General features: G+C 39.8%; 15 protein-coding genes. 9 read left to right on the top strand and 6 right to left on the bottom strand.

Annotated elements, in window-relative coordinates; translation table 11 throughout:
- Positions 1-186: 186 nt before the first annotated feature.
- The 4 genes from FHK88_RS04610 to FHK88_RS04595 form a co-directional block, all read right to left on the bottom strand.
- Entirely contained in the window at positions 187-2,466 is a 2,280-nt protein-coding gene (locus tag FHK88_RS04610; RefSeq protein ID WP_227429686.1) for an NADP-dependent malic enzyme, read from the bottom strand.
- 403 nt (positions 2,467-2,869) lie between these two features.
- Positions 2,870-4,372, bottom strand: coding sequence for a protein adenylyltransferase SelO (locus tag FHK88_RS04605; protein ID WP_227429586.1), 1,503 nt, complete (start codon positions 4,370-4,372; stop codon positions 2,870-2,872).
- 166 nt (positions 4,373-4,538) lie between these two features.
- Positions 4,539-5,963: an acyl-CoA desaturase gene (locus tag FHK88_RS04600; RefSeq protein WP_227429585.1), complete on the bottom strand. Its 1,425-nt coding sequence runs from the start codon at positions 5,961-5,963 to the stop codon at positions 4,539-4,541.
- 347 nt (positions 5,964-6,310) lie between these two features.
- Complete coding sequence (locus FHK88_RS04595; RefSeq protein ID WP_227429584.1) at positions 6,311-7,186, bottom strand: glycerophosphodiester phosphodiesterase; 876 nt, start codon at positions 7,184-7,186, stop codon at positions 6,311-6,313.
- Positions 7,187-7,692: 506 nt separating this feature from the next.
- Between FHK88_RS04595 and FHK88_RS04590 the strand changes: the two genes are divergently transcribed.
- Positions 7,693-8,727 carry a hypothetical protein gene (locus tag FHK88_RS04590; protein ID WP_227429583.1) on the top strand — a complete coding sequence of 345 codons (1,035 nt, stop codon included), beginning with the start codon at positions 7,693-7,695 and terminating at the stop codon, positions 8,725-8,727.
- Between the two features lie 139 nt (positions 8,728-8,866).
- Here the strand turns inward: FHK88_RS04590 and FHK88_RS04585 are convergent, their stop codons facing one another.
- Positions 8,867-9,523 carry a cob(I)yrinic acid a,c-diamide adenosyltransferase gene (locus FHK88_RS04585; protein ID WP_227429582.1) on the bottom strand — a complete coding sequence of 219 codons (657 nt, stop codon included), beginning with the start codon at positions 9,521-9,523 and terminating at the stop codon, positions 8,867-8,869.
- A 144-nt stretch (positions 9,524-9,667) separates the two neighbouring features.
- Between FHK88_RS04585 and cysS the strand changes: the two genes are divergently transcribed.
- From cysS to FHK88_RS04570, 3 genes are all read left to right on the top strand, one after another.
- Positions 9,668-11,128 carry a cysteine--tRNA ligase gene (cysS, locus tag FHK88_RS04580; protein WP_227429581.1) on the top strand — a complete coding sequence of 487 codons (1,461 nt, stop codon included), beginning with the start codon at positions 9,668-9,670 and terminating at the stop codon, positions 11,126-11,128.
- 155 nt (positions 11,129-11,283) lie between these two features.
- Complete coding sequence (gene guaB / locus FHK88_RS04575) at positions 11,284-12,756, top strand: IMP dehydrogenase (protein WP_227429580.1); 1,473 nt, start codon at positions 11,284-11,286, stop codon at positions 12,754-12,756.
- 119 nt (positions 12,757-12,875) lie between these two features.
- Positions 12,876-14,912: a tetratricopeptide repeat protein gene (locus FHK88_RS04570; protein ID WP_227429579.1), complete on the top strand. Its 2,037-nt coding sequence runs from the start codon at positions 12,876-12,878 to the stop codon at positions 14,910-14,912.
- A 243-nt stretch (positions 14,913-15,155) separates the two neighbouring features.
- On the opposite strand, the gene FHK88_RS04565 is transcribed toward FHK88_RS04570, so the two are convergent.
- A complete protein-coding gene (locus FHK88_RS04565; protein WP_227429578.1) occupies positions 15,156-15,467 on the bottom strand; it encodes a hypothetical protein in 312 nt (103 codons plus the stop codon).
- Positions 15,468-15,732: 265 nt separating this feature from the next.
- Between FHK88_RS04565 and glmM the strand changes: the two genes are divergently transcribed.
- The 5 genes from glmM to argJ all read left to right on the top strand — a co-directional run bounded on the left by glmM (position 15,733) and on the right by argJ (position 22,211).
- Positions 15,733-17,094: a phosphoglucosamine mutase gene (gene glmM / locus FHK88_RS04560; RefSeq protein ID WP_227429577.1), complete on the top strand. Its 1,362-nt coding sequence runs from the start codon at positions 15,733-15,735 to the stop codon at positions 17,092-17,094.
- Positions 17,095-17,111: 17 nt separating this feature from the next.
- Complete coding sequence (pdxH, locus tag FHK88_RS04555) at positions 17,112-17,762, top strand: pyridoxamine 5'-phosphate oxidase (protein WP_227429685.1); 651 nt, start codon at positions 17,112-17,114, stop codon at positions 17,760-17,762.
- Between the two features lie 178 nt (positions 17,763-17,940).
- A complete protein-coding gene (locus FHK88_RS04550; protein WP_227429576.1) occupies positions 17,941-19,611 on the top strand; it encodes a fatty acid--CoA ligase in 1,671 nt (556 codons plus the stop codon).
- A 261-nt stretch (positions 19,612-19,872) separates the two neighbouring features.
- Positions 19,873-20,703 carry an exodeoxyribonuclease III gene (xthA, locus tag FHK88_RS04545; protein ID WP_227429575.1) on the top strand — a complete coding sequence of 277 codons (831 nt, stop codon included), beginning with the start codon at positions 19,873-19,875 and terminating at the stop codon, positions 20,701-20,703.
- A 281-nt stretch (positions 20,704-20,984) separates the two neighbouring features.
- Positions 20,985-22,211 carry a bifunctional glutamate N-acetyltransferase/amino-acid acetyltransferase ArgJ gene (gene argJ / locus FHK88_RS04540; RefSeq protein WP_227429574.1) on the top strand — a complete coding sequence of 409 codons (1,227 nt, stop codon included), beginning with the start codon at positions 20,985-20,987 and terminating at the stop codon, positions 22,209-22,211.
- Positions 22,212-22,302 lie beyond the last annotated feature (91 nt).

Genomic DNA, 22,302 nt, shown 5'->3' with positions numbered 1-22,302 from the left:
CTGCCTTGTAGCAGTTTATAACTTCGCTGACTATATTATGATAAAGAAATCATTATAATAAAAAAAGCCAGCTAATAACGATGTTAGATGTTATTAACTGGCTTATAGATACGATGCCTTACTTAGTCTGCATTACTAATCCATTAGAAAATAGTTAGCAACGCACATAACATATTTGACGGCCATCTATTTTTGCTCTTCCAAATCTTGAGCTTCTGTAACAGCAAGAGCAGTCATGTTTACAACACGTCGAGCAGTAGCAGAAGGCGTTAAGATATGTACAGGTTTGTTTGCGCCTAGTAAGATAGGACCTAATGAGGCACTCTTCGTTCCTGTTTTAAGTAGGTTAAATGCAATATTTGCTGCATCTAGTGTTGGCATAATCAATAAGTTTGCTGAGCCTTTTAGTGTACTAGATGGTAAGTCATGCTGACGAATACGCTCATCTAGAGCAGCATCACCATGCATTTCACCATCAAAGTCAAAGTCTACATTCATTTCTGTTAGTAGCTCATAGACGCGGCGCATCTTAACAGCACTGGCACGGTCTGATGTACCAAAGTTTGAATGTGATAATAAGGCTACACGAGGTGTGATACCAAAGCGCTTGATTTGCTCTGCAGCCAGTATGGTCATTTCAGCCAGTTGTTCAGCAGTTGGGTCTTCATGAATATAGGTATCAGCAATAAAGATATTACGGTTTTGCATTAAAACAGCATTCATTGCATAGAAGTCTTTGACACCTTCTTTTTTACCAATAACATTTTGCACATATTTGAGGTGCAAATGATAATGGCTGAATGTACCACAAATCATACCGTCTGCATCACCTTTTTCGACCAATAGTGAGCCGATAAGTGAAGTTTTACGACGCACATCACGGCGAGCCAATTCGATACTGACACCACGACGCTTATTTTTCTCATAATAAAATTGCCAGTAGTCTTTGTAACGAGGGTCGCTGTCTTGATTGACGATATCGATATTTTCGCCTTCTTTTAAGCGTAAGCCCAGTGCTTGGATTTGAGCTTCAATGACTGCAGGACGACCAACCAAGATAGGCTGTGCCAATCCTTCATCGACCACTACTTGCACAGCACGTAGTACGTTTGGATCTTCACCTTCACAGTATACAATGCGTTTTGGTGCTGATTTGGCTTTGGCAAAGATAGGCTTCATTACAAATGCTGAGTTATATACAAACTCAGATAATTTTTGATGATAAGCACCAAAGTCTTCAATAGGTAGTGTGGCAACACCAGAGTCCATGGCTGCTTTTGCAACAGCAGGTGCAATCTCCAAGATTAAGTTTGGCTCTAAAGGACCTGGAATCAGGTAGTCACGCCCAAAGCGTTTGGTGGTATCAGTCTTGTTTGAGCCAAGCATTGGCGTAGCTTCGACATGTGCCATGGCTGCAATGGCATGTACACAGGCAATTTTCATCTCTTCATTGACAGTGGTTGCACCAACATCAAGTGCACCACGGAAGATGTATGGGAAACACAAGGCATTATTCACCTGATTGGGGTAGTCTGAGCGTCCAGTTGCCATGATGACATCATCACGGACAGCGTGTGCCAGCTCAGGCATAATTTCAGGTGTTGGGTTTGCAAGCGCAAAGATAATGGGGTCTTTTGCCATTTTTTTGACCATCTCAGGGGTCAAAATACCTGCCATAGACAGACCCAAGAACATATCAGTATCAGCAATAACATCATCAATGGTTTTTGCTTGTGTATCACGAGCATAGCGTTTTTTAGAGTCATCGAGGTTGTCTCGACTGGTTGAGATGATGCCACGTGAGTCAGAAACATAGATGTTTGATTTTTGCACACCTAAGGCACAAATCAAGTCTAGGCAAGAAATGGCAGCAGCACCTGCACCAGAACAAACAACTTTGATGTCTTCAATTTTTTTATTAATTAAAGCCAGTGCGTTAAGTAAAGCAGCACCAACAATAATGGATGTACCATGCTGGTCATCATGGAAGACTGGGATATTCATGCGCTCACGTAGCTCACGCTCAATTTTAAAGCATTCTGGTGCTTTGATGTCTTCTAGGTTAATACCACCAAATGTAGGCTCTAATGCAGCAACTGCTTCAATAAATTTATCTGGGTCATTTTGTGCGACTTCAATATCAAATACATCAATACCCGCAAACTTCTTAAATAAGACACCTTTCCCTTCCATCACAGGCTTGGATGCCAACGGTCCAATGTTACCCAAACCTAATACGGCTGTACCATTGGTAATAACACCGACTAAGTTATTACGTGCTGTGTAGCGAGCAGCAAGCATAGGGTCTTTTTCAATTTCTAAACACGGTACAGCAACCCCTGGAGAGTAGGCAAGTGCTAAGTCGCGTTGGTTTGCTAGCTGTTTGGTTGGCGTAACAGAAATTTTTCCGGGAACTGGATGCTCATGATAGTGTAGGGCGGCTTGTTCAAACTGCTCAGCATTCATATTATTTCCTGTAGGGAGAGAGTCTTCGGCTGTAGAAGAAGTTTTGTTTGATGTATTGCTCATTGTTAGAACCAACTTAGTTAAATGAAAATTAGTTAAATGAAAAAATTACGTAAATCAATATCTGAAACATCAAACCAGATAAACCCTATGCTATATATTCTTAGGGCTTGGTATGATGATAATTTGGTAACCATTTTAACACTAATTTTATAGATGACCAGTATCTAACTGCAAAAAGTCACAGTTATCACTGCAAAAAATAATTATATTTATTATTGAAATATCAAATCAACTATCATCATAAATTTTAATAAAGTGTTAATGATAAATAAAAGTTTTTTATTTGCTCATTAGCCATATATCATGGTTTTAATTGAAGATATCAAGCAACGACTTTCAGTTAAGATGAGCAACTCACTACAATATCAGGTGCATCGGGAGCAGGTGGTGTATGGTCAGTTTCAGTAGCAATATTTTGCACTGTATAGGGAGTGGTGAGCAGTTGAAATAGTCGTTGAACCTCATCAAAGTTACCTGTTTCAGCACTATCAATGGCGCGTTGAGCCATGGCATTACGCAGGACATATACAGGATTGTGGCTACTGAGCATCTCGATGATTTGTGATTGCTCAAGTTGTGATTGCTCAATGTAGCGCTGGTAGCGAGCTTGCCAGTGCTGCCATGCCGAGCACTCTGAGTCAGATAATGTGCGAAGTGTTTCAGTCAGTAGTTGTTGTTCAAAGTCAAAGTTATCAGGGTCAATGATAGCTAAAAGCATACGGAAGCTATTACTATAATCCAGACGATTATCTTCAATAAATGTCAGTAGATCATATGCCAATGCTAACGGCGTTTGTGACTGCTCTGGGTTGTAATTCAGACCAATTTTTTTGCAGATACCATGCTGGTAATGAGACATAAATGTACTTTCATAGTGTCCAAGACATTCTGCTAGGGTATCACGATTGATGCCAGCATGTTGAAGTCGCATAAAGTGTGGCAACCAAACATTTAAATTCCAGTATCCAATGGCAGGCTGGTTTTGATAAGCGTAGCGTCCTGTGTGATCAGAGTGGTTATTAATCCATGCAGGATTAAAGCGCTCCATAAATCCAAACGGTCCATAATCAATGGTACTACCAGTAATGGATAGATTATCTGTATTCATCACTCCATGTGCAAAGCCGATTAATTGCCAGTTTGCAATCATAATGGCAGTATTTTTGATAACTTGGGTCAAAAAGTCTGCTATAGGATGCTGTGCTTGTCTGTACGCTGGATAATAGGTATCAATCATATAATCTGTAAACTCTGCCAGTAGGTCAGGAGCAAAGCTGGCAATCCATTCAATATGCCCAAGCCGAATATGACAATCAGAAACACGCATCAACATTGCAGCGTGCTCTATACGTTCTCGCCGAACTAATGTTTCAGAGGTGACAAATCCAAGTGCCGATGAAGAAGCGATACCTAATTGGCTCATGGCATGCCCGCATAGATACTCACGGATAGTACTGCGTAATACAGCACGTCCATCACCCATACGAGAGTAAGGGGTCAGACCAGCACCTTTTAGATGCAAATCATGTAATAGATGGTTTTGCTGATAATGACGGTCTTGTACTTGTGCCATGAGTAATCCACGCCCGTCACCAAGCTGTCCTGCCCAGTGTCCAAATTGATGTCCAGCATATGCCATTGCTAAAGGCTCAAATCCTTGTGGCACTTGCTCACCACCCATGATAGACACCCAATTTTGCATCAAAAATGTATCGTCATTCCAGCCAATTTTTTGTGCGACCAGTGGGTTAAAATGTCCTGCCTGTGGATTTTTTAGGGGCTGTGGATGTTGTTTATGGTAGAGACGAGGGTCAAGTGTGGCATAGCTATTTGCAAAGTTCATGGTCTGTGTCTATTATCTAGTCTGTTTATTAAAAAGTGGGGGAGAGAGAAGTATTTAACAAGGTCAAAGTAGATAGAAATATCAAACTGCCAAACTGATCAATAAAAAAAACCTCTCGTCAGAAACGAGAGGTAGGAGAAAGTCATGGGTGTGATTTTGGTTTTACTTAAGCATTGTCAGCTTTAATGGGCTGATTGGCAATCATACGAAATGCTTGTTTTAGATTGCGATTATGCATCAAGATTTTTTTCTCTATCAGTGCATATTGATCTTTTAACAACTCATCAACTTCATGCAGACGATCAGCAAACTCATTCTTTTTCATTTCTATTGCTTTGGTCTTTAATTCTTGCCACTCTTTAATAGTATCATTAAATTGTGCATATTCAAAGGAAATACGATCTTTAAATGTTAGCATTGCTTGCGTTAGATTAGAAGGACCAATTTCGGCAAGGGTGTCGATTTTTTGTTGTGCTCGTTTAAACTGCATTTGTACTTCAGCATGTTTGATGGTGACATCATCTACTGTGCGTAAGTCGCTGGCTAATCCAACTTTTGCTAAGGCAACAATCAGCCATTTTGTGGGGTCATATTGCCACCATTTGACACCATTACGGTAGTCATATTGGAAGAAGTGGTGATAGTTATGATAGCCTTCACCCCATGTTGCGATGGCTAAGATAAAGTTGTCACGTGCTGTGTTGGTATCTGTATAGGGACGTGTACCAATCATGTGACATAATGAGTTAATAAAGAATGTAAAGTGGTGGGTTAATACCAAACGCAGAAGCCCTGCCAGCACCAATGTACCCCAGACATCACCAATCATCCAGCCGACAGCAGAGACCAAACCAATATTGGTTGCTAAGACCCATAAGCCATAATATTTGTGCTGGATTTGTAGCACTTTATCTCGGGTTAGGTCGGGGATATTTTTATAGTCAAACTGTCCACTAGGGTATTTACGTAGCATCCAGCCAATATGGCTAAACCAAAAGCCCCGTTTGGCAGAGTACGGGTCTTGGATGGGGTCATCAACATGACGATGGTGGGTGCGATGTCCAGAGCACCAATCAAATGCAGAGCCTTCAACGGCTAAAGTTGCACCAAGTAAAAAGAAGTTACGAACGATGGGATGTGCTTTGTAAGCACGATGCGCCATCAATCGGTGGTAACCTGCGGTGATACTTAAGCCCGTCCATGCCATAAATATTCCAAAAACTACCCAAACTGAGGTACTGACATGATGCGTCATTAAATACCACGGGGTAATAATGGCAGCAGCAAGTGGTGTAGCAACTAAGATGGTTGCAGGAATCCAGTTGATAGAAGCATGACGAAAAGCCAGTTCCTTTTCATCATTCACAGTATCACCATTTTGTGCTGATTGTACTGAAGTTAAGTCAGTATTCAGCGCCGTTGACGTGTTGACTTGTGTTGAACCCGTCTTTTTGGCTGCTGAATTTGTATTAAAACGCATATTTACTTGTTCAGTTGCTATATTTAACAGATTCTTACCAAGATTGACTGAGTGGCGCATGATATTAAGAGGAAGCTGGATGCCCATTTTTGCAATCTGTTTTACTTTCATAGTGGTAGTCCTAACGACAGAAAAGATATTAAATTAGGTAAGAAGTTAGTATCTATAGCTTACTCTAATTTTATAAAAAAGTGAACACTCATACACTATAAAAAGCAGTAGTTTTCATGCGCCTTTGTAGTAGAAATGTCGCAATCTAACTTGATTGTATCTCTGTCTAACTTATGTGATATGGTAGGCTTTTATCTCACTGATATTACTAGGCTCTTGTTGAACTTTCACCCCGTCAGACTAATATCTAACAGGGTTGGAGCTGTATCTCAATTTTTTCTATGAAGTTTTTCTATGAAGATGAATGTTCAACAGACTCTGCTAAAATCATAACTTTTGTCCTGTTTCTATTCTGGTATCATTTTCGTAGAAAAGAGGCTGGGGTAGTCGGTAATAATATAATGAACACCAAGTGTTGCTAGCTTTTTGACCTGCTCTTCATCATTGACTGTCCAAGCACTTAGGGTTAGATTCCTTTTATGGCATTTTTGTACGAAGCTTTTGTCAATCAGTGAATGTTGAAGTCCTAAATGCTGGCAACCAAGACGCTGTGCCATCTCTAGTTTTTCATCCATGATGGTGCTAATGCTATGGTTATGAAAGTTATTATCTTTTTCTACCAATAAGCCACGCGGATAATGAGCCAATTTTTTACAGCGTTGCAAGCTGGCATGTAAGCTGGTATCAAAACTGGTAAGAGTGATGGGTAATGTCATAAATTTGGAAGCAACATCACTGGTGCTTAATGTGTGTTGTAAGGCTGTTACTAATGCAGGGATATGACTGCGGATGTGAGTTTTAACTTCCAGCTCAATGCGTTGATATCCTGTCAAAAAGGGCAGCATTTCATCTAAACGCAAAATGGGTAGGGTAGGTTGTGTTAGGCGCATCAGTTGTTGATATCTCAAGTCATCAAGGCGCGCTTGATGTTGATAGAGGCGCTCTAGGTTATCATCATGATAAACAACCAATATACCATCAGCAGTTAACTGTACATCAAACTCAACACCAATTAAGGGGAGTGCAAAAGATGGTTTGGCTAAGGGTGGTTGAGTTGGTATGGTCTGTTGTGGAGAGTGATTAGATAGAGACTGTAGGTATTCAAAGCCTATGGCACTATTTTCTAAATATTCCCCACGAGCGCCACGATGTCCGAGTAGTTTGCTGTGCAGATGTTGAGTAGAGTCATACTCATATTTAGGATTAGAGTGTGAAAATGTCATATGATGGTATCTCCTATAACTTATAAAATTTAATTTCAAGAGGTTTATTTGGCGCTAGCTAGATTTTTGCTATTATGAAAGTTGTGCTGGTTTTTTAGACATTATATGTCTTGGTCTATATCATCCATATAATGAAAAGTTGAATAGGATTTAGTAGATAGCTATTTTAGGGTATTGTTGTTAATAGTATGATATTAAAGGATTATGAAATGATATACTTTAATGACGTCATATTTTTTGTGTTGAGAAAGTTTTGTTGAGAGTATGGTTTTGTATCATCTACAATGTTTGTAGTTGGCAAGAAAAAATATACAGTTTAGCGGAAAAATTCCCCTTTTCGTCTCATAAATTTGTTAAATGAACATATTGATACGATATGTTCGTGTTTTATCGTTTTGAGATTGGTATAATTTGCCAATTGGGCTAATGATATTATAAAGATACAAGATTATTAGTCATTTCAAATATTAGTTGAAGTATTTCATCATTTAAGTGAGGTTTTAGCAATGGCATTTATGCACCAAAAAGGCAATTGGGTCTATGTACTGAGTCTAAGTTTGTTATGTGGCATGACAATGACAGCATGTAGCAAAAAAGATAAAGAACAAACTGTTGCAACAGAGACAGAAGAAACAGTACAAGAAGTGGCTGTACCAGAAGTGGTGATGGTGCCATGTGATGATGCGTCTGCACTAAATAGTTTATCTGACTCCATTAAAAATACACTCAAGCAACAAACACGTAGTGTCATGACTGGCTATGCCAATCAAGTTGGTACAAGTTTGGATACCTCAGCTGCCGTTGGTACAGTTGATGAAGTCTTGGTAGATTTAGGTACACCTAAAGCGCTACAAAACTCTACTGCCAGTGGTATGCAAACTTGTCAGGCGAGTTTAAGCTTGACCTTGCCAAGTGAAAGTATCTATCGTGCAAATGAAGTGTATAATGCAGTAGATGGAAAAAATATGCCACAAATGTTGGCGGCTTATAACATCCGTCTAAATAACAACATGTTGGTAGATGAAAACTTTACCTATGTGGTTGGTACTCAAAATGGACAAAAAGTAGCCAAAGTTATTGGACAGCCTGCGATTATTCGTGTGGTGGCAGACATGGTGGCAAAATCTCAATTAAAAGCATTAATGGATGCTAATCAGCCAGCAGTTGCACAGCAACAAAGAAGACAAAGACCAGCCACAGAGCGTACACAAAAACCAGCTGTTATTACTGTACCAACACCACCTAGACCTGTACGTAATCCACCTGAGCCAACAGTAGAAGATCAGACTCAAGCGCAATCAGCCCGCAGATTGCCAACTTTAGAGCAACCAACCATAGATGAAAATGGTAATGTGAAAGCTCAAAGTCGTTTGACTGAAAAACGTGTGCCTACTCGTGCAAGAAAAGAAAAAGAAGAGCAGGCGAGTAGTCCGCTGAATACACAGCCTGAGACAACAGTGGTTGCACCAGATACGAAGCTTAATACACCAACTGATAATAGTATTGATATGGTAATTATTGAGGAAAACGCAACTTATTAGTTTGCAACCTTTTTAAATCATATTTAGTAAAGTGTCATATTACACCACCTATCTACTGTCATGTAGGCATGTAGATAGGTGGTTTTTTAATATATTGTTAGCATAGCGGTTATGTGATTGATTCTATTAGATAGATACGTTATGTATTTGAGTCAAAGGATTGCGATAGGATATTTTTATCCCACAAAACCTCAGTATCACTTTGATATAAACTTGAATCATGATTTGTTGTTGTAGGCAGGCGTGTGCAAATACGGGCAAAAACAAATAGCCAGTCGGAGAGACGGTTAATAAACTGCCGAGTGCTACTAGATAAAGCATTATCATCATCGGTACATAATAAAACGGCATGACGCTCAGCTCGACGACAAACAGTACGGGCAATATGGATTTGGCTCACCAGTTGACTGCCGGCAGGTAAGATAAAGTCTTTTAATGCGGGTAGGTGTTGATTCATGGTATCAATACTATTTTCTAGCCATTGGACATGGATTGTGTCGATACCTTGATATTCTGGCATTGCTAACTCACCGCCAATATTAAATAGTAGATGCTGGAGTATATGAAGCTGTTTTTGTGTCTTATCTAAGTTAAAGATAGCGTGTGATTTTTCTGCTGTATGGCTAGGTGATTGAGGTAATAGGGATTGAATCATACCGATATGTGCATTTAATTCATCAATATCACCCATGACTTCAAATCTGATGTCAGCTTTACTAAGACGGCGACCATCAGCCATGCCAGTATTACCATCATCACCTGTACGTGTATAAATTTTGCTTAATCGATTGCCCATGATTGTCCTGATTAATTACATTAACTAAATTGTGTAAAGATGTGCCATAACAAGGTAAATCATGGCAATTTTAGTGTGAATTCGATAAGATAGAGTGTTTATCATAACAAAATATTTGTTTTATTTAAGAGGATTTGACCCATCATGACGAATGACATGCCTGCATTATACATTTATGATTCACTAACCACTCAAAAACGCCAATTTACCCCCATCGAAACAGGCAAAGTATCAATGTATGTGTGTGGTATGACCGTTTATGATTATTGTCATATTGGTCATGCTCGTGTCATGGTTGCGTTTGATATGATGGTGCGTTGGTTTCAGCAGATTGGCTATGATGTGACCTATATACGCAATATCACAGACATAGATGACAAGATTATCGCTAGAGCTGCTGAGAATGGGGAATCTATTGGTGAGTTAACCAACCGTTTTATTACCGCAATGCATGAAGATGCTGATGCACTGGGCTGTATGCGTCCTGATGTAGAGCCGAAAGCAACTGAGCATATCCCTCAAATGCAAGATATGATTGAAACTTTAGTTGCATCCAATCATGCTTATGCTGCTGAGAATGGTGATGTGTATTATGCGGTTGATAGTTTTGCTGATTATGGCAAATTGTCTAATAGAAATCTGGATGATATGCAGGCTGGCTCACGAGTAGAGATAGATAGTGTTAAACGCAATCCTTTTGATTTTGTTTTATGGAAAGCGGCTAAACCAAATGAGCCACAATGGCAGTCACCTTGGGGTAATGGCCGCCCCGGTTGGCACATTGAATGTTCAGCTATGTCTATAAAGTGCTTGGGAAATACTTTTGATATTCATGGTGGTGGTCACGATTTACAGTTTCCCCATCATGAAAATGAAATCGCCCAATCAGAGGCGGCAACTGGCTGTACTTATGCAAATAATTGGATACATGTTGGCTTTATTAATGTTGACGGTGAAAAAATGTCGAAGTCATTGGGCAATTTTTTTACCATTCGAGAGGTCATGCAAAAATTCCACCCAGAGACGATTCGTTTCTTTATCTTATCTAGCCATTATCGTAGTCAGGTGAATTTCTCTGATACAGCGTTGCATGATGCACATGCTGGGCTAAGTCGCTTGTATCAAGCTGTTAAAAGTGCTGAACAGTTGGGTATTACCTGCGATGTAGCAGATATCGCAAATACTGCCATACAACAAGAAGTTTATGACTCTGAAGCGGGTAAAGCATTTATACAAGCAATGAACGACGACTTTAATACTGTGGCGGCAATGAGTGTGTTATTTAATCTGGCAAGGCAGATTAATAAAGCAGTAAAAGAAGAAAATAAGGCACAGGTCACTATTTTGCTGCAACAACTAAAAACATTGTCAGCGAGCCTCAATCTTGTCCAACAATCCGCACAAGCATTTTTACAGGCAGTGGTGGGTGATGAAAGTCAAGATGGTCTAACAGATAGTGATATTGAGGCATTGATTGCTGAGCGTCAAGAGGCAAAAGCAAATAAAGAGTTTGCTCGTGCTGATGAGATTCGTGAAGCATTAAAAGAGCAAGGTATTGTTTTAGAAGACAGCCGACAGGGAACGACATGGCGACGGGAAGGCTAGGTGAAAAAAGGTATACGGATAATGTACCGACTCTAGTACGAAATGAGAGCATTATTTGTTATAATGCTCCGTTATTTTATAGGTAGCCTGATATTGATTGGCTTATGTGATTGATACAGCTACTACAATAACCATAACCACGCTAAGGGGTATGTATGCTACGTATAGTTGCTGAAGCTTTAACTTTTGATGATGTTTTATTATTACCTGCCTATTCGCAAATTTTACCAAAGAGTGTTGATTTATCAACACGATTAACAAAAGAGATCTCTTTAAATTTACCAGTTATTTCTGCTGCTATGGATACAGTGACAGAATCTGATATGGCAATTACCATGGCCCAGCTTGGTGGCTTAGGTATTTTGCATAAAAATATGGATATTACCAAACAGGCAATGCAAGTACGCCGAGTGAAAAAGTTTGAAGCAGGGACTGTAGTAGACCCGATTACTGTTACCCCTGATATTACTGTTGGAGAACTACTACACATTACTAAAACTAATAATATATCTGGTGTTCCAGTTGTTGAGCAAGGTAGTGAAAAAGTTGTTGGGATTGTGACGCATCGTGATTTACGTTTTGAGACCAATTTGCGTCAACCTGTCAGTAATGTGATGACTCCACAAGATAAGCTGGTAACCGTAAAAGAAGGTGAAAGTAACGAAAACATCAAAAAACTACTACATGAGCACCGTATCGAAAAAGTAGTGGTTGTTGATGATGATTTTCGTCTTAAAGGTTTGATTACTGTCAATGACTTTAATAAAGCTGAAAACAATCCTAATGCGTGTAAAGATGCACAAGGACGCCTTAGAGTGGGTGCAGCAGTGGGTACAGGCGCAGACACAGAAGCCCGTGTTGAAGCGCTGGTTGATGCAGCAGCAGACATTATTGTAGTAGATACAGCACATGGTCATTCCAAAGGGGTGATTGAAAAAGTGGCTTGGGTGAAAAAGAACTTCCCTCACATTCAAGTCATTGGCGGTAATATTGCCACGGGTGATGCTGCATTGGCGTTGCGTGATGCGGGTGCAGATGCAGTAAAAGTTGGTATCGGTCCAGGGTCAATTTGTACAACACGTATTATCGCTGGTATTGGTGTACCACAGATTTCTGCCATTGATAATGTTGCCAGTGCTTTAAAAGATAGCATACCTTTGATTGCTGATGGTGGTATTCGCTTCTCAGGTGATATGGCAAAAGCCATCGCTGCTGGCGCATCTTGTATTATGGTAGGTTCATTACTGGCAGGTACAGAAGAAGCTCCGGGTGAAGTGGAATTATTCCAAGGTCGCTATTACAAGGCTTACCGTGGTATGGGAAGCTTGGGTGCGATGTCTGGGCAAAATGGCTCATCAGACCGCTATTTCCAAGATGCTAAAGACGGTGTGGAAAAGCTGGTTCCTGAAGGTATCGAAGGGCGAGTTCCTTATAAAGGACCTGTAAGTGGTATTGTTAATCAGTTGGTTGGTGGCTTACGCTCTTCAATGGGCTATACAGGCTGTGGTACTATTGATGAGATGCGTACCAAACCAGAATTTATCAAAGTGACTTCTGCGGGCATGAAAGAGTCGCACGTTCATGATGTGCAAATTACTAAAGAAGCCCCTAACTATCGGGTAAATTAATATTAATGACTGTTTTAAAGTCTTAAAGCTTTAGATGATAGAGGCAGTTATGGAAAATAACTGCCTTTTATTTATACAATAGAATAATTTAGTAAACTACTACCTACGAAGATGATTAGATGAACATACAGAATAAAAATCCAATCCAGCAACAAAATAAAAATATTGATAAACAATTATCTAATATGATTAATAGTGAACCTACAAAGCAGTCTTTACACCCCGCTTCTGTCAAAAATGATGAGAAAAAGCCTGCCCCATTAAAAGATTGTACTCAGTTTTCATCTCAGCAAAATCCACTACGTTATACCGATGGACGCTTGATAAAAAAAGGTGACCTTGTTTTGCATATTCGTACCTATGAGGGGCGTGGTGTGCGCGCACAATTCTCCCAAGTATGGCAAACCTTGTATTTTGATAATGGTGAGCCCATTGGCGTGGCATTAAATAGTGTCAATAGTAAAAAGTCACCGACCATAGAAAGCTTTACAGTCACTGATAATAGTGGGCAACAAAAACGCTATTTTAAAACCTTGGTCACCATTCCCCAAGATGAAATAGCGGACAGACTATTGCCATTAACCATGCCAAATGAGCAAGTTTCCCCTGTGGATGCGGATGAGGCATTTTTTTACCAACGTGTCGAGCAATTGTCAGAGCAAGGAAAAGGGATTGCCTTATTTGCGTTAGCTTTATGGTTTGAACAAGTACAAGAATGGAGTCTCAGCATCAATGCGATGGTAAGGGCTAGTAAGTGTGGTTATATACCAGCAAATTGTCATCTATATTGGCTATATAGCATCGGTCGAGGGTGTGATAGAAACTATCAGATGGCAAGGCAATATTTAGAGAAAGGGGCAAATGCAGGTGATGCATTGGCACAGTATGAACTTGCTACGTTATATGTAGAAGGTGGTGAAAACTACCATATCAAAGCAGATAAAGATAAAGCCCTTGCTTGGTTAGAAAAAGCCAGCCAGCAACGATTGCGCAATGCTGATTTTATACTGGGATTGTGTTATAAACATGGAGATTTTAACGCCTCGTCTAACAACCCAGACTATCATACAGATAATAAAGAATACGCCAAAAAAGCTTATCACTACTTTGAGGCTTTGGCAAAACAAGAGTGGTCAGGGCAGTATTTGGCATTATATGAGTTGGCTAACTGTTATCGTTTGGGTATTCATGTTCCCAAAAATAGTACCCAAGCTGTTGAGCTGTATAAAAAAGTCGTTGAGATTGGTGATAGTGACTCAGCTCCACACAATAATGCTTGCTATTATGTGGCAATTGCTACCATAAAAAAGGCGCAAGCGATAAAGAAATCATTGGATAAGCAGTTACTCAATGAAGCGTCACCTAATAAGTCCTTAGATAAGATAAAAGCACAGCAAGCCTTAGCCAATGAAGATATAAAATATGGCATTGATTGCTTATCAGATTTGGCAGAAAATCATTATCATATACCTGCCCGATTCTTTATGGCAAATGCCTATTTAAAAGGGGAGTGGATAGAGAAAAACGAACAACAAGCCAAGACATATTTGCAGAGTATCAGTAAAAAAAGAGAGTATCCAGATCTGGCAAAAAAAGCCAGTGCGATGCTGATTCAACTTTCTGATGGTATTTATCAAAAGGCACAGCATGCACAGCAAAATAGTGCAGAGTATGATACCAAAGCGTTACATCAGTTAGCCATTGATTTGAGTTTGCAATTTCCAAATTTAGAAAAAGCCCAACAGTTGGCATTTTCTCTGTATCAAGAAACGGCAAAACGTGGCTGGGCAGATGGGATTTTACAAGTTGCCAGTTGTTATCATCATGGTCGTGGAGTGGCACAAGATAGCAAAACAGCGTTGCAATGGTATCGTCAAGCACTGCAAGCCCATGTAGAGCAATCTTTAAGTGCGATGACCATTGCTGATATTCGTGAAAATATTCGCCAGTGTGAAATGGCGAATCGCCCAAAAAGAGATGATAGCTTCGATGCAGACCAAGCCTATCAGCAGATACTACAAACGCATAACCTCAGCCCTTCTGGCAATAGTACTCAGCAATCTTTAAACAAAATGCGTAATACATTTTTGATTGTCTTTTTTGTGATGGTGGCATTGGTATTCATTTGGGTGACGTTTAAGACGAAACATTTATAAGTTATAGTCGGCACAATACAAAATGGTCAGGTCGTCAAACTTGCTTGCAGTACCTGCTTTTATAAAAATAAATACACCTTCGCGCATTTTTCTTAGCAACAGTACTGTCTTGAGTTAGCTACAGAATTAATTTATAAGGTAGGTATGATGTGATAAGTTGTATGACTAATTCATAAATAAAATTTTATTTAAAAAATGCATAACTAAATAATTATTTATTAATTGTTTATAATGAGCATAAAATTAAAACGAGTGTAAGTACACTCTGTATAATAAATCATGTTCATCTTCTGTCCATTGATATTTATCAAGGAAATTTTTTAATTTTGTTTTTATTTTATTGATTTTTTTTATATTGTCTTGATCAACTTCATAGTAAGTGCCGTTGCTATATAAAATAATCAAAGCATCTAAGTTTTCTAAAAACTCAGCTTTATCTTCTGTGTTATCTATCTTTGTTTGATTTATTAGGTTGTTTAGAGTCAGCAACCATTTATCTAGTATGGGTACAAATCCTAACTGGTAAGCATAGGTGTTAATTCGCTTATTAACCATTTGTTGACCTATAGTTTTTATATTCTTTTATAAACCAGTATATTGGGATATTGTATCATAAAATTTATTTAAAATGAATTGTGAATGTGAGCAGCTTTATATTAAAAAAGTTTAATATAAAACTTGGTCTGTATAAATAGTTTTTATAGATGAAAAATTATTATTTAGCTGAACTGTCTATCAAAAACTACTAGACCCTATTGCTGACTGGGTTTATACTTTGGTTAATCATTTTATAAATTAATTCAAATAAGGTTGTCATATTATGAGCTATTTTGGAACGGATGGTATTCGTGGACAATTTGGACAGTTTCCAATTACCCCTGATTTTATTTTAAAGCTCGGTTATGTGACAGGACAGGTTTTGGTAGAAAGCAATGAGCATCCAGAGCGTAAGCCGAGTGTGGTTATTGGTAAGGACACGCGTCTTTCTGGCTATGTCATTGAGGCAGCGCTACAGGCAGGGTTTAATGCTGCAGGGGTCGATGTACATATGTTAGGACCTTTACCAACACCCGCCATTGCACACTTGACCCGCAGTTTTCATGCAGATGCAGGCGTGGTGATTTCTGCATCACATAACCCCTATCAAGATAACGGCGTGAAGTTCTTTACCGCAGAGGGTAAAAAGATACCTGATGCGATGCAGGACTCTATTAATAAAAAACTTAGCCAGATGCTACAAGCAGGCAGTGATGCTGAGTTAGCACTCTCTAGTCCTGCCAATATTGGAAAAAATCATCGTATTGATGATGCTAAAGGGCGTTATATTGAGTTTTGTAAGGGGAGTTTCCCTTATCAATATGACTTGAGTCATCTTAAAATTGTCATTGATTGTGCCAATGGGGCTGGTTATAGCGTCGGACCTCGTGTGCTACGTGAGCTGGGCGCACAAGTTATTGCGATTCATAATACGCCTGATGGTGTCAACATCAATGATGGCTGTGGCTCGACGCATCCAGAGTCGCTACAGAAAGCAGTTATTGAGCATCAGGCTGATTTGGGTATCGCCCTTGATGGTGACGGTGACCGTATTATCATGGTTGATGAACACGGCGAACTGATAGATGGTGATGGTATCTTGTATATTTTAGCCACGCAAGGCAATATCAAGGTTGCTGGCGTTGTGGGTACTGTCATGAGTAATATGGGCCTAGAGCTGGCATTGCATGAGGCGGATATTCCTTTTGATAGAGCAAAAGTTGGTGACCGATATGTGATGCAAGGGCTGGAGGCTCAAGGCTGGATATTGGGCGGTGAGCCATCAGGACATATTCTGTGTCTTGATAAGAGCCGTACGGGTGATGCTTTGGTCGCAGCGATGCAAGTTTTGGCAGTCATGGCAGAGACGAAAAAGACATTAAGTCAGTTGGTGTCAGGATTTACAGCTCTACCACAGACATTGATTAATGTTCGTTTGGCCAAAAAAGAAGACCCTTATAACTATCCTGCTTTAGTTGAGGCTTTTACTGAAGCAAGTAGTAGTCTGGAAGGCAAAGGGCGGCTGTTGATTCGAGTATCAGGAACTGAGCCTGTGATTCGAGTGATGGTTGAGTCTGATGATGCCGCTTATTGTCAACAGTTGGCTGAAGAGCTTGCGATGAAGATTGAAGTTGAGATGGGTTAGGAGGTGATAGTATGAAGATGGATTTTAGTGACCAGCGTGTTTCTTATGAAAAAAGCATGCTGGATGAAAGTAACTTGCCAACAGATGCTTTTGTACTGTTACATCAATGGATACAAACTGCCATAGATAAGCAAGTAAATGAGCCTTATGCCATGAGCTTGGCAACGTGTGGTGATGATGGCATGCCTTCAGTACGCATTGTATTGATGCGTGAGATTACTGAAAATGGGCTGGTGTTTTATACCAACTATTTAAGCGCAAAAGCTCAGGATATGCTAGAAAATCCTCATGCCGAGGTATTGTTTTTTTGGCATGAATTAGAGCGTCAGATTCGTATTCGTGGCACGATTAAAAAACTACCTGAAGCGCAGTCAGATGCTTATTTTCATAAGCGTCCACATGATAGCCAGTTAGCAGCATGGGTGAGTCAGCCCCAAAGTGGAGTAGTGGAGAGCCGTGATGTGATGGAGCAAAAGTTTGCTGAGTTAAAAGCTGAGTATCCAGATGATGCTGTTGTACCACGTCCTGAGTTTTGGGGTGGGTATGAGTTGCTTGCAGATGAGATTGAATTTTGGCAGGGACGAGCAAATCGGATGCATGACCGCATTGTGTATCAACGCCAGTCAGCACAGGATAGTGGCTGGCATGTAGAGCGTCGCTTACCGTAGGGTTAACTACCATAAGCTTATTTATCTTAGTGATGTATTATACTGTAATACTGTGGCTATCATATTTTTTGTGATATCTATATAATTAGGGTGCTTTTAATTGCAATTAAAAGCATCTATTTTATTACAACTATTAAAAAGCTTTTACTGTTAATTGTTTACAAGGAAGACATCAGTTATGTCAAATGTTTATACTTCTGCTCCACAAGCCTATCACTTTCCATTGCTTATCAAACAACTGTTAAACCGCTCTCGCCAAACCTCTTCAACACAAGAAATTCTTTATGCAGATAAAAAACGTTTTACTTATGCAGAGCTTTTTAACCGTATTAATAAACTTGCTAATGTGTTGGCAGATTTAAAGCTAGAAAAAGGTGATGTTGTGGCGGTGATGGATTGGGATAGTCACCGTTATTTGGAGTCATATTTTGCCATACCAATGTCTGAGCTAATTATTCAGACAGTAAATATTCGCCTGTCTCCAGAAAAGATTTTATATACCATTAATCATGCTAAGCCTAAGGTGTTATTACTAAACTCTGAGTTTGCGCCTTTGGTCAAAAACTATCAGTTTGAAAACTCATCTATTGAGCATATTATTTGGCTTGATGATAATGGGGTAAGTAGCGAAGGTGTCTTTGGTGGTAATCAAAGCCGTGTCGTTGGTGAGTATGAAGCGTTATTAGAGTCAGCCAGCACTGAGTTTGATTTTCCAGACTTTGATGAAAACACCATTGCTTGTACTTTTTATACATCAGGTACAACGGGTAACCCAAAAGGCGTATTTTTTAGTCATCGTCAATTGGTTTTACATGCGCTGACAGAAGCGGCTTCTTTGGGTTGTTTACCACCAAAACAAGGTCTTAGCTATGGTGATGTCTATATGCCAATGACACCAATGTTTCATGTATTGGCTTGGGGCTTCCCATTTACTGCGACGATGGTTGGACTAAAGCAAGTATATCCAGGACGCTATGCCCCTGATGTACTGATGAATCTCATCAAAAGTGAGAAAGTGAGCTTGACGCATTGTGTGCCAACCATTTTGCAAATGCTACTGAAAGAAGCTCAAAGCCGTAATGAGACATTTGATGGATTAAAAATGATTATCGGTGGGTCACGTCTAACAGAAGGCTTGGCAAAAGCAGCTTTAGCACAGGATATTGAGGTCTATACAGGTTATGGTATGTCTGAGACAGCACCATTAATTAGCTTGACAGATTTTAGTCTTAACGAGCCTGCGATGACAGAAGAGGAAGATATCCAGCGTCGCTGTATGACAGGTAAACCAGTGTTGATGGTTGATGCTCAGATTTGGAATGAGTCAGGTGAATCTTTGCCTCATGATAATGAGCAAACTGGAGAGCTGGTGCTGCGTTCACCTTGGCTTACTCAAAGCTATTTTAAAAATCCAGATGCGGGTGAAGAGCTGTGGGAAGGTGGCTATATGCACACGCAAGACATTGCAAAAATGCGTGCTGATGGTTATATCACCATTACTGACCGTCTAAAAGATGTCATTAAGTCTGGTGGTGAATGGATTTCTTCATTAGAGATTGAGACGATTTTATCATTACACCCAGCCGTAGCGGATGTATCGGTAATTGGTGTACGTGATGAAAAATGGGGCGAGCGTCCGTTAGCCATTATTGTGCTTAAACCAGACCATCAGGATACACAAGCCAAAGATATTCAAGCAGTGGCAGAGCAAGCTGCTCAAAAAGGTATGATTCCAAAGTATGGTGTACCTGAGCAGTATAAGTTTGTTACTGAAATGCCAAAAACTTCTGTTGGTAAGCATGATAAAAAAGCCATGCGTGAGATGTATGCTAACCAAACAGAGGTATAAATAGAGAGTGTTGGTTGTGATGGTTTTCTCTAAACCGTTACCATTATTCAGTTGCAAGCTTTCATAAGCAGTGTTGTTATAGACCCGTAAACAGTCATATAGATAAGTGGCTGGATACGGGTTATTTATTTGTCATAATTGAGTGATTGTTACCTAAATAACACCTATTGAAATTTTGTTCAAAGGTCTTATTTAGTATAGTTAGCATTTTTAAGTGACTTAATCTTTAGTTAATGTTTTAGATAGTATTTAGGATATGGTATGCCCCGTTTTGTTAGTTTTAATATCAATGGAATCCGCGCTCGTCAACATCAGTTAGAAGCATTACGTGAGGTGATAAACCCTGATGTGATAGGGCTACAAGAAACAAAAGTACATGATGAGCAGTTTCCGCTTAGTCAGGTAGAAAGCTTGGGCTATCATGTTGAGTATTTTGGGCAGAAAGCTCATTATGGTGTGGCGCTATTATCAAAGTCTGCACCAATTTATGTGCATAAAGGTTTTCCTACAGATAGTGAAGAGTCACAAAAACGGTTTATTCATGCTCGTTATGAATTTGATGGACAGGAAGTTGATGTGTTAAATGGCTACTTTCCGCAAGGAGAAAGCCGAAGCCATGAGACTAAGTTTCCAATGAAGCGTGCTTACTATGCCAGCCTGATGGCTTATATTGATGAACTCATTGCTCAAGAGCGTGCGTTGATTGTGATGGGAGATATGAATATTGCACCACAAGATATTGACGTGGGCATTGGTGAGGTGAATGCAAAACGCTGGCTTAAGACGGGCAAATGCTCTTTTTTACCAGAGGAGCGCGAGTGGTACTCTAGCCTTATGTCTCGAGAGCTTTATGATACTTATCGTTTGCACTATCCAGAAAGTCAGGAGTTAAGTTGGTTTGATTATCGTAGCCGTGGATTTAATGATGATCCAAAACGAGGATTACGTATTGACCATATTTTGTGCACACCAAATTTAAAATCACATTGCCAAGATGCAGGTATTAGTTATCAACTTCGAGGTATGGATAAACCATCTGATCACGCACCTATCTGGGCTGCGTTTGATTTTTCATCGAATGGTGAAAAATAGTAGGATCTGTTGAACATTCATCTTCATAGGAAAAATTGAGATACTGATTTTAATAAACAGTGACTTAGTCAAGGCAATGAACGCAGGTAGCTTATTTATCAAAGCAGGATATTAACCAGTTCATTGACGCAGAATAAGGCAAATTTAGCCAATTTTTACATGAAAGTAAAAAATAGCTGTATTCCTTGTAGGCATTAGCCTAACGGGGTGAGTGTTCAACAGACCCTAAAACTTAATAATTGATTAATTTCTTCACTGTAATAAATAAAAGGACAAGCGTTATGGCAGTTGGTAATGTTGCGATTCCAGAGACTATTTTTGAAATTCAAGGTGTACGTATTGGTGTAACATCGGCTGGTGTGCGCTATAAAAACCGTGATGATTTGGTGGTTTTTGAGTTAGTAGAAGGTACGAAGAGTGCTGTCGTGACGACACAAAGTGGTTTTTGCGCTGCCCCTGTGCAGGTAGTACGTGAACATAGCCAGCAAGCAGATAGTCGCTATCTGATTATTAATACAGGTAATGCCAATGCAGGGACAGGCGAGCTTGGGCTAAAAAGTGCGTATGAAACCTGTCAGGCAGTGGCAGATAAAATGGGTATAGCACCACAAGCTGTATGGCCGTTTTCAACAGGAGTGATTGGTGAACCATTGCGCCATCAAGCAATTATCGCTGGCTTGGATGATATTGTTGCTGATTTTAAAACAGATAATTGGGTGCGAGCAGCCAAAGGTATCTGTACTACCGATACTGTACCAAAGCTTGATAGTGTTCAAGTTGTGACAGAAGATGGTACAACGTATCATATTACCGGTATTTCTAAAGGGGCTGGCATGATTCGCCCAAATATGGCAACCATGTTAGGCTTTGTGGCAACGGATGCAAATATTGAACAGCAGCTTTTACAGCAGATGCTTAATGAGCTCACTGAGCAGTCGTTTAACCGAATTACTGTTGATGGTGATACATCGACGAATGACTGTTGTGTATTGATGGCAACTGCTCAGGTAAGCCAGACTGTGATTGACTCTGTACAGCATCCACATTATCAAGTGCTTTTCGAAGCATTGAAAAAAGTATTTTTACGTTTGGCACATTTGATTGTACGTGATGGTGAAGGTGCGACAAAGTTTATTACTGTTACAGTGGCAGGGGGTAGAACGCAGCAAGAATGTTGTGATGTTGCTTATGCAGTGGCTCACTCACCATTGGTAAAAACAGCTTGTTTTGCAAGTGACCCAAACTGGGGACGACTCTTAGCAGCTATTGGCTATGCAGGGGTGGCAGATCTGCAACAACACTTGGTTTCTGTTAAGCTCAATGAGGTGAGTATTTGTGAGCGTGGTCAAATTGCGCCAGATTATACTGAAGAGCAAGGACAGGTAGCGATGTCGCGTCCAGAGATAGTAATTGAGATTGATTTGGGTCGAGGTGACTATACAGATACGGTATATACTTGCGATTTATCCTATGAGTATATAAAAATTAATGCAGATTATCGCAGTTAATTGTGATAAATCCTTACGTTAATTTACAAAGTAAACATAGATTGAAACTTGTTTGCTCTTGTATACTTTTTGACGGAAACTTACTTTTAAG

Origin of the sequence: Psychrobacter sp. I-STPA6b, assembly GCF_020662265.1 — a bacterium.
GTDB lineage: Bacteria > Pseudomonadota > Gammaproteobacteria > Pseudomonadales > Moraxellaceae > Psychrobacter.
The sequence above is the reverse complement of the archived record's forward strand: the minus strand, read 5'-3'. Positions and strand labels throughout refer to the sequence as shown.

Coding starts and splice junctions, on each gene's coding strand:
- FHK88_RS04610 (WP_227429686.1), bottom strand. CDS start 2,466: ATGAATGCTGAGCAGTTTGAACAAGCCGCCCTACACTATCATGAGCAT.
- FHK88_RS04605 (WP_227429586.1), bottom strand. CDS start 4,372: ATGAACTTTGCAAATAGCTATGCCACACTTGACCCTCGTCTCTACCAT.
- FHK88_RS04600 (WP_227429585.1), bottom strand. CDS start 5,963: ATGAAAGTAAAACAGATTGCAAAAATGGGCATCCAGCTTCCTCTTAAT.
- FHK88_RS04595 (WP_227429584.1), bottom strand. CDS start 7,186: ATGACATTTTCACACTCTAATCCTAAATATGAGTATGACTCTACTCAA.
- FHK88_RS04590 (WP_227429583.1), top strand. CDS start 7,693: ATGGCATTTATGCACCAAAAAGGCAATTGGGTCTATGTACTGAGTCTA.
- FHK88_RS04585 (WP_227429582.1), bottom strand. CDS start 9,523: ATGGGCAATCGATTAAGCAAAATTTATACACGTACAGGTGATGATGGT.
- cysS (WP_227429581.1), top strand. CDS start 9,668: ATGACGAATGACATGCCTGCATTATACATTTATGATTCACTAACCACT.
- guaB (WP_227429580.1), top strand. CDS start 11,284: ATGCTACGTATAGTTGCTGAAGCTTTAACTTTTGATGATGTTTTATTA.
- FHK88_RS04570 (WP_227429579.1), top strand. CDS start 12,876: ATGAACATACAGAATAAAAATCCAATCCAGCAACAAAATAAAAATATT.
- FHK88_RS04565 (WP_227429578.1), bottom strand. CDS start 15,467: ATGGTTAATAAGCGAATTAACACCTATGCTTACCAGTTAGGATTTGTA.
- glmM (WP_227429577.1), top strand. CDS start 15,733: ATGAGCTATTTTGGAACGGATGGTATTCGTGGACAATTTGGACAGTTT.
- pdxH (WP_227429685.1), top strand. CDS start 17,112: ATGGATTTTAGTGACCAGCGTGTTTCTTATGAAAAAAGCATGCTGGAT.
- FHK88_RS04550 (WP_227429576.1), top strand. CDS start 17,941: ATGTCAAATGTTTATACTTCTGCTCCACAAGCCTATCACTTTCCATTG.
- xthA (WP_227429575.1), top strand. CDS start 19,873: ATGCCCCGTTTTGTTAGTTTTAATATCAATGGAATCCGCGCTCGTCAA.
- argJ (WP_227429574.1), top strand. CDS start 20,985: ATGGCAGTTGGTAATGTTGCGATTCCAGAGACTATTTTTGAAATTCAA.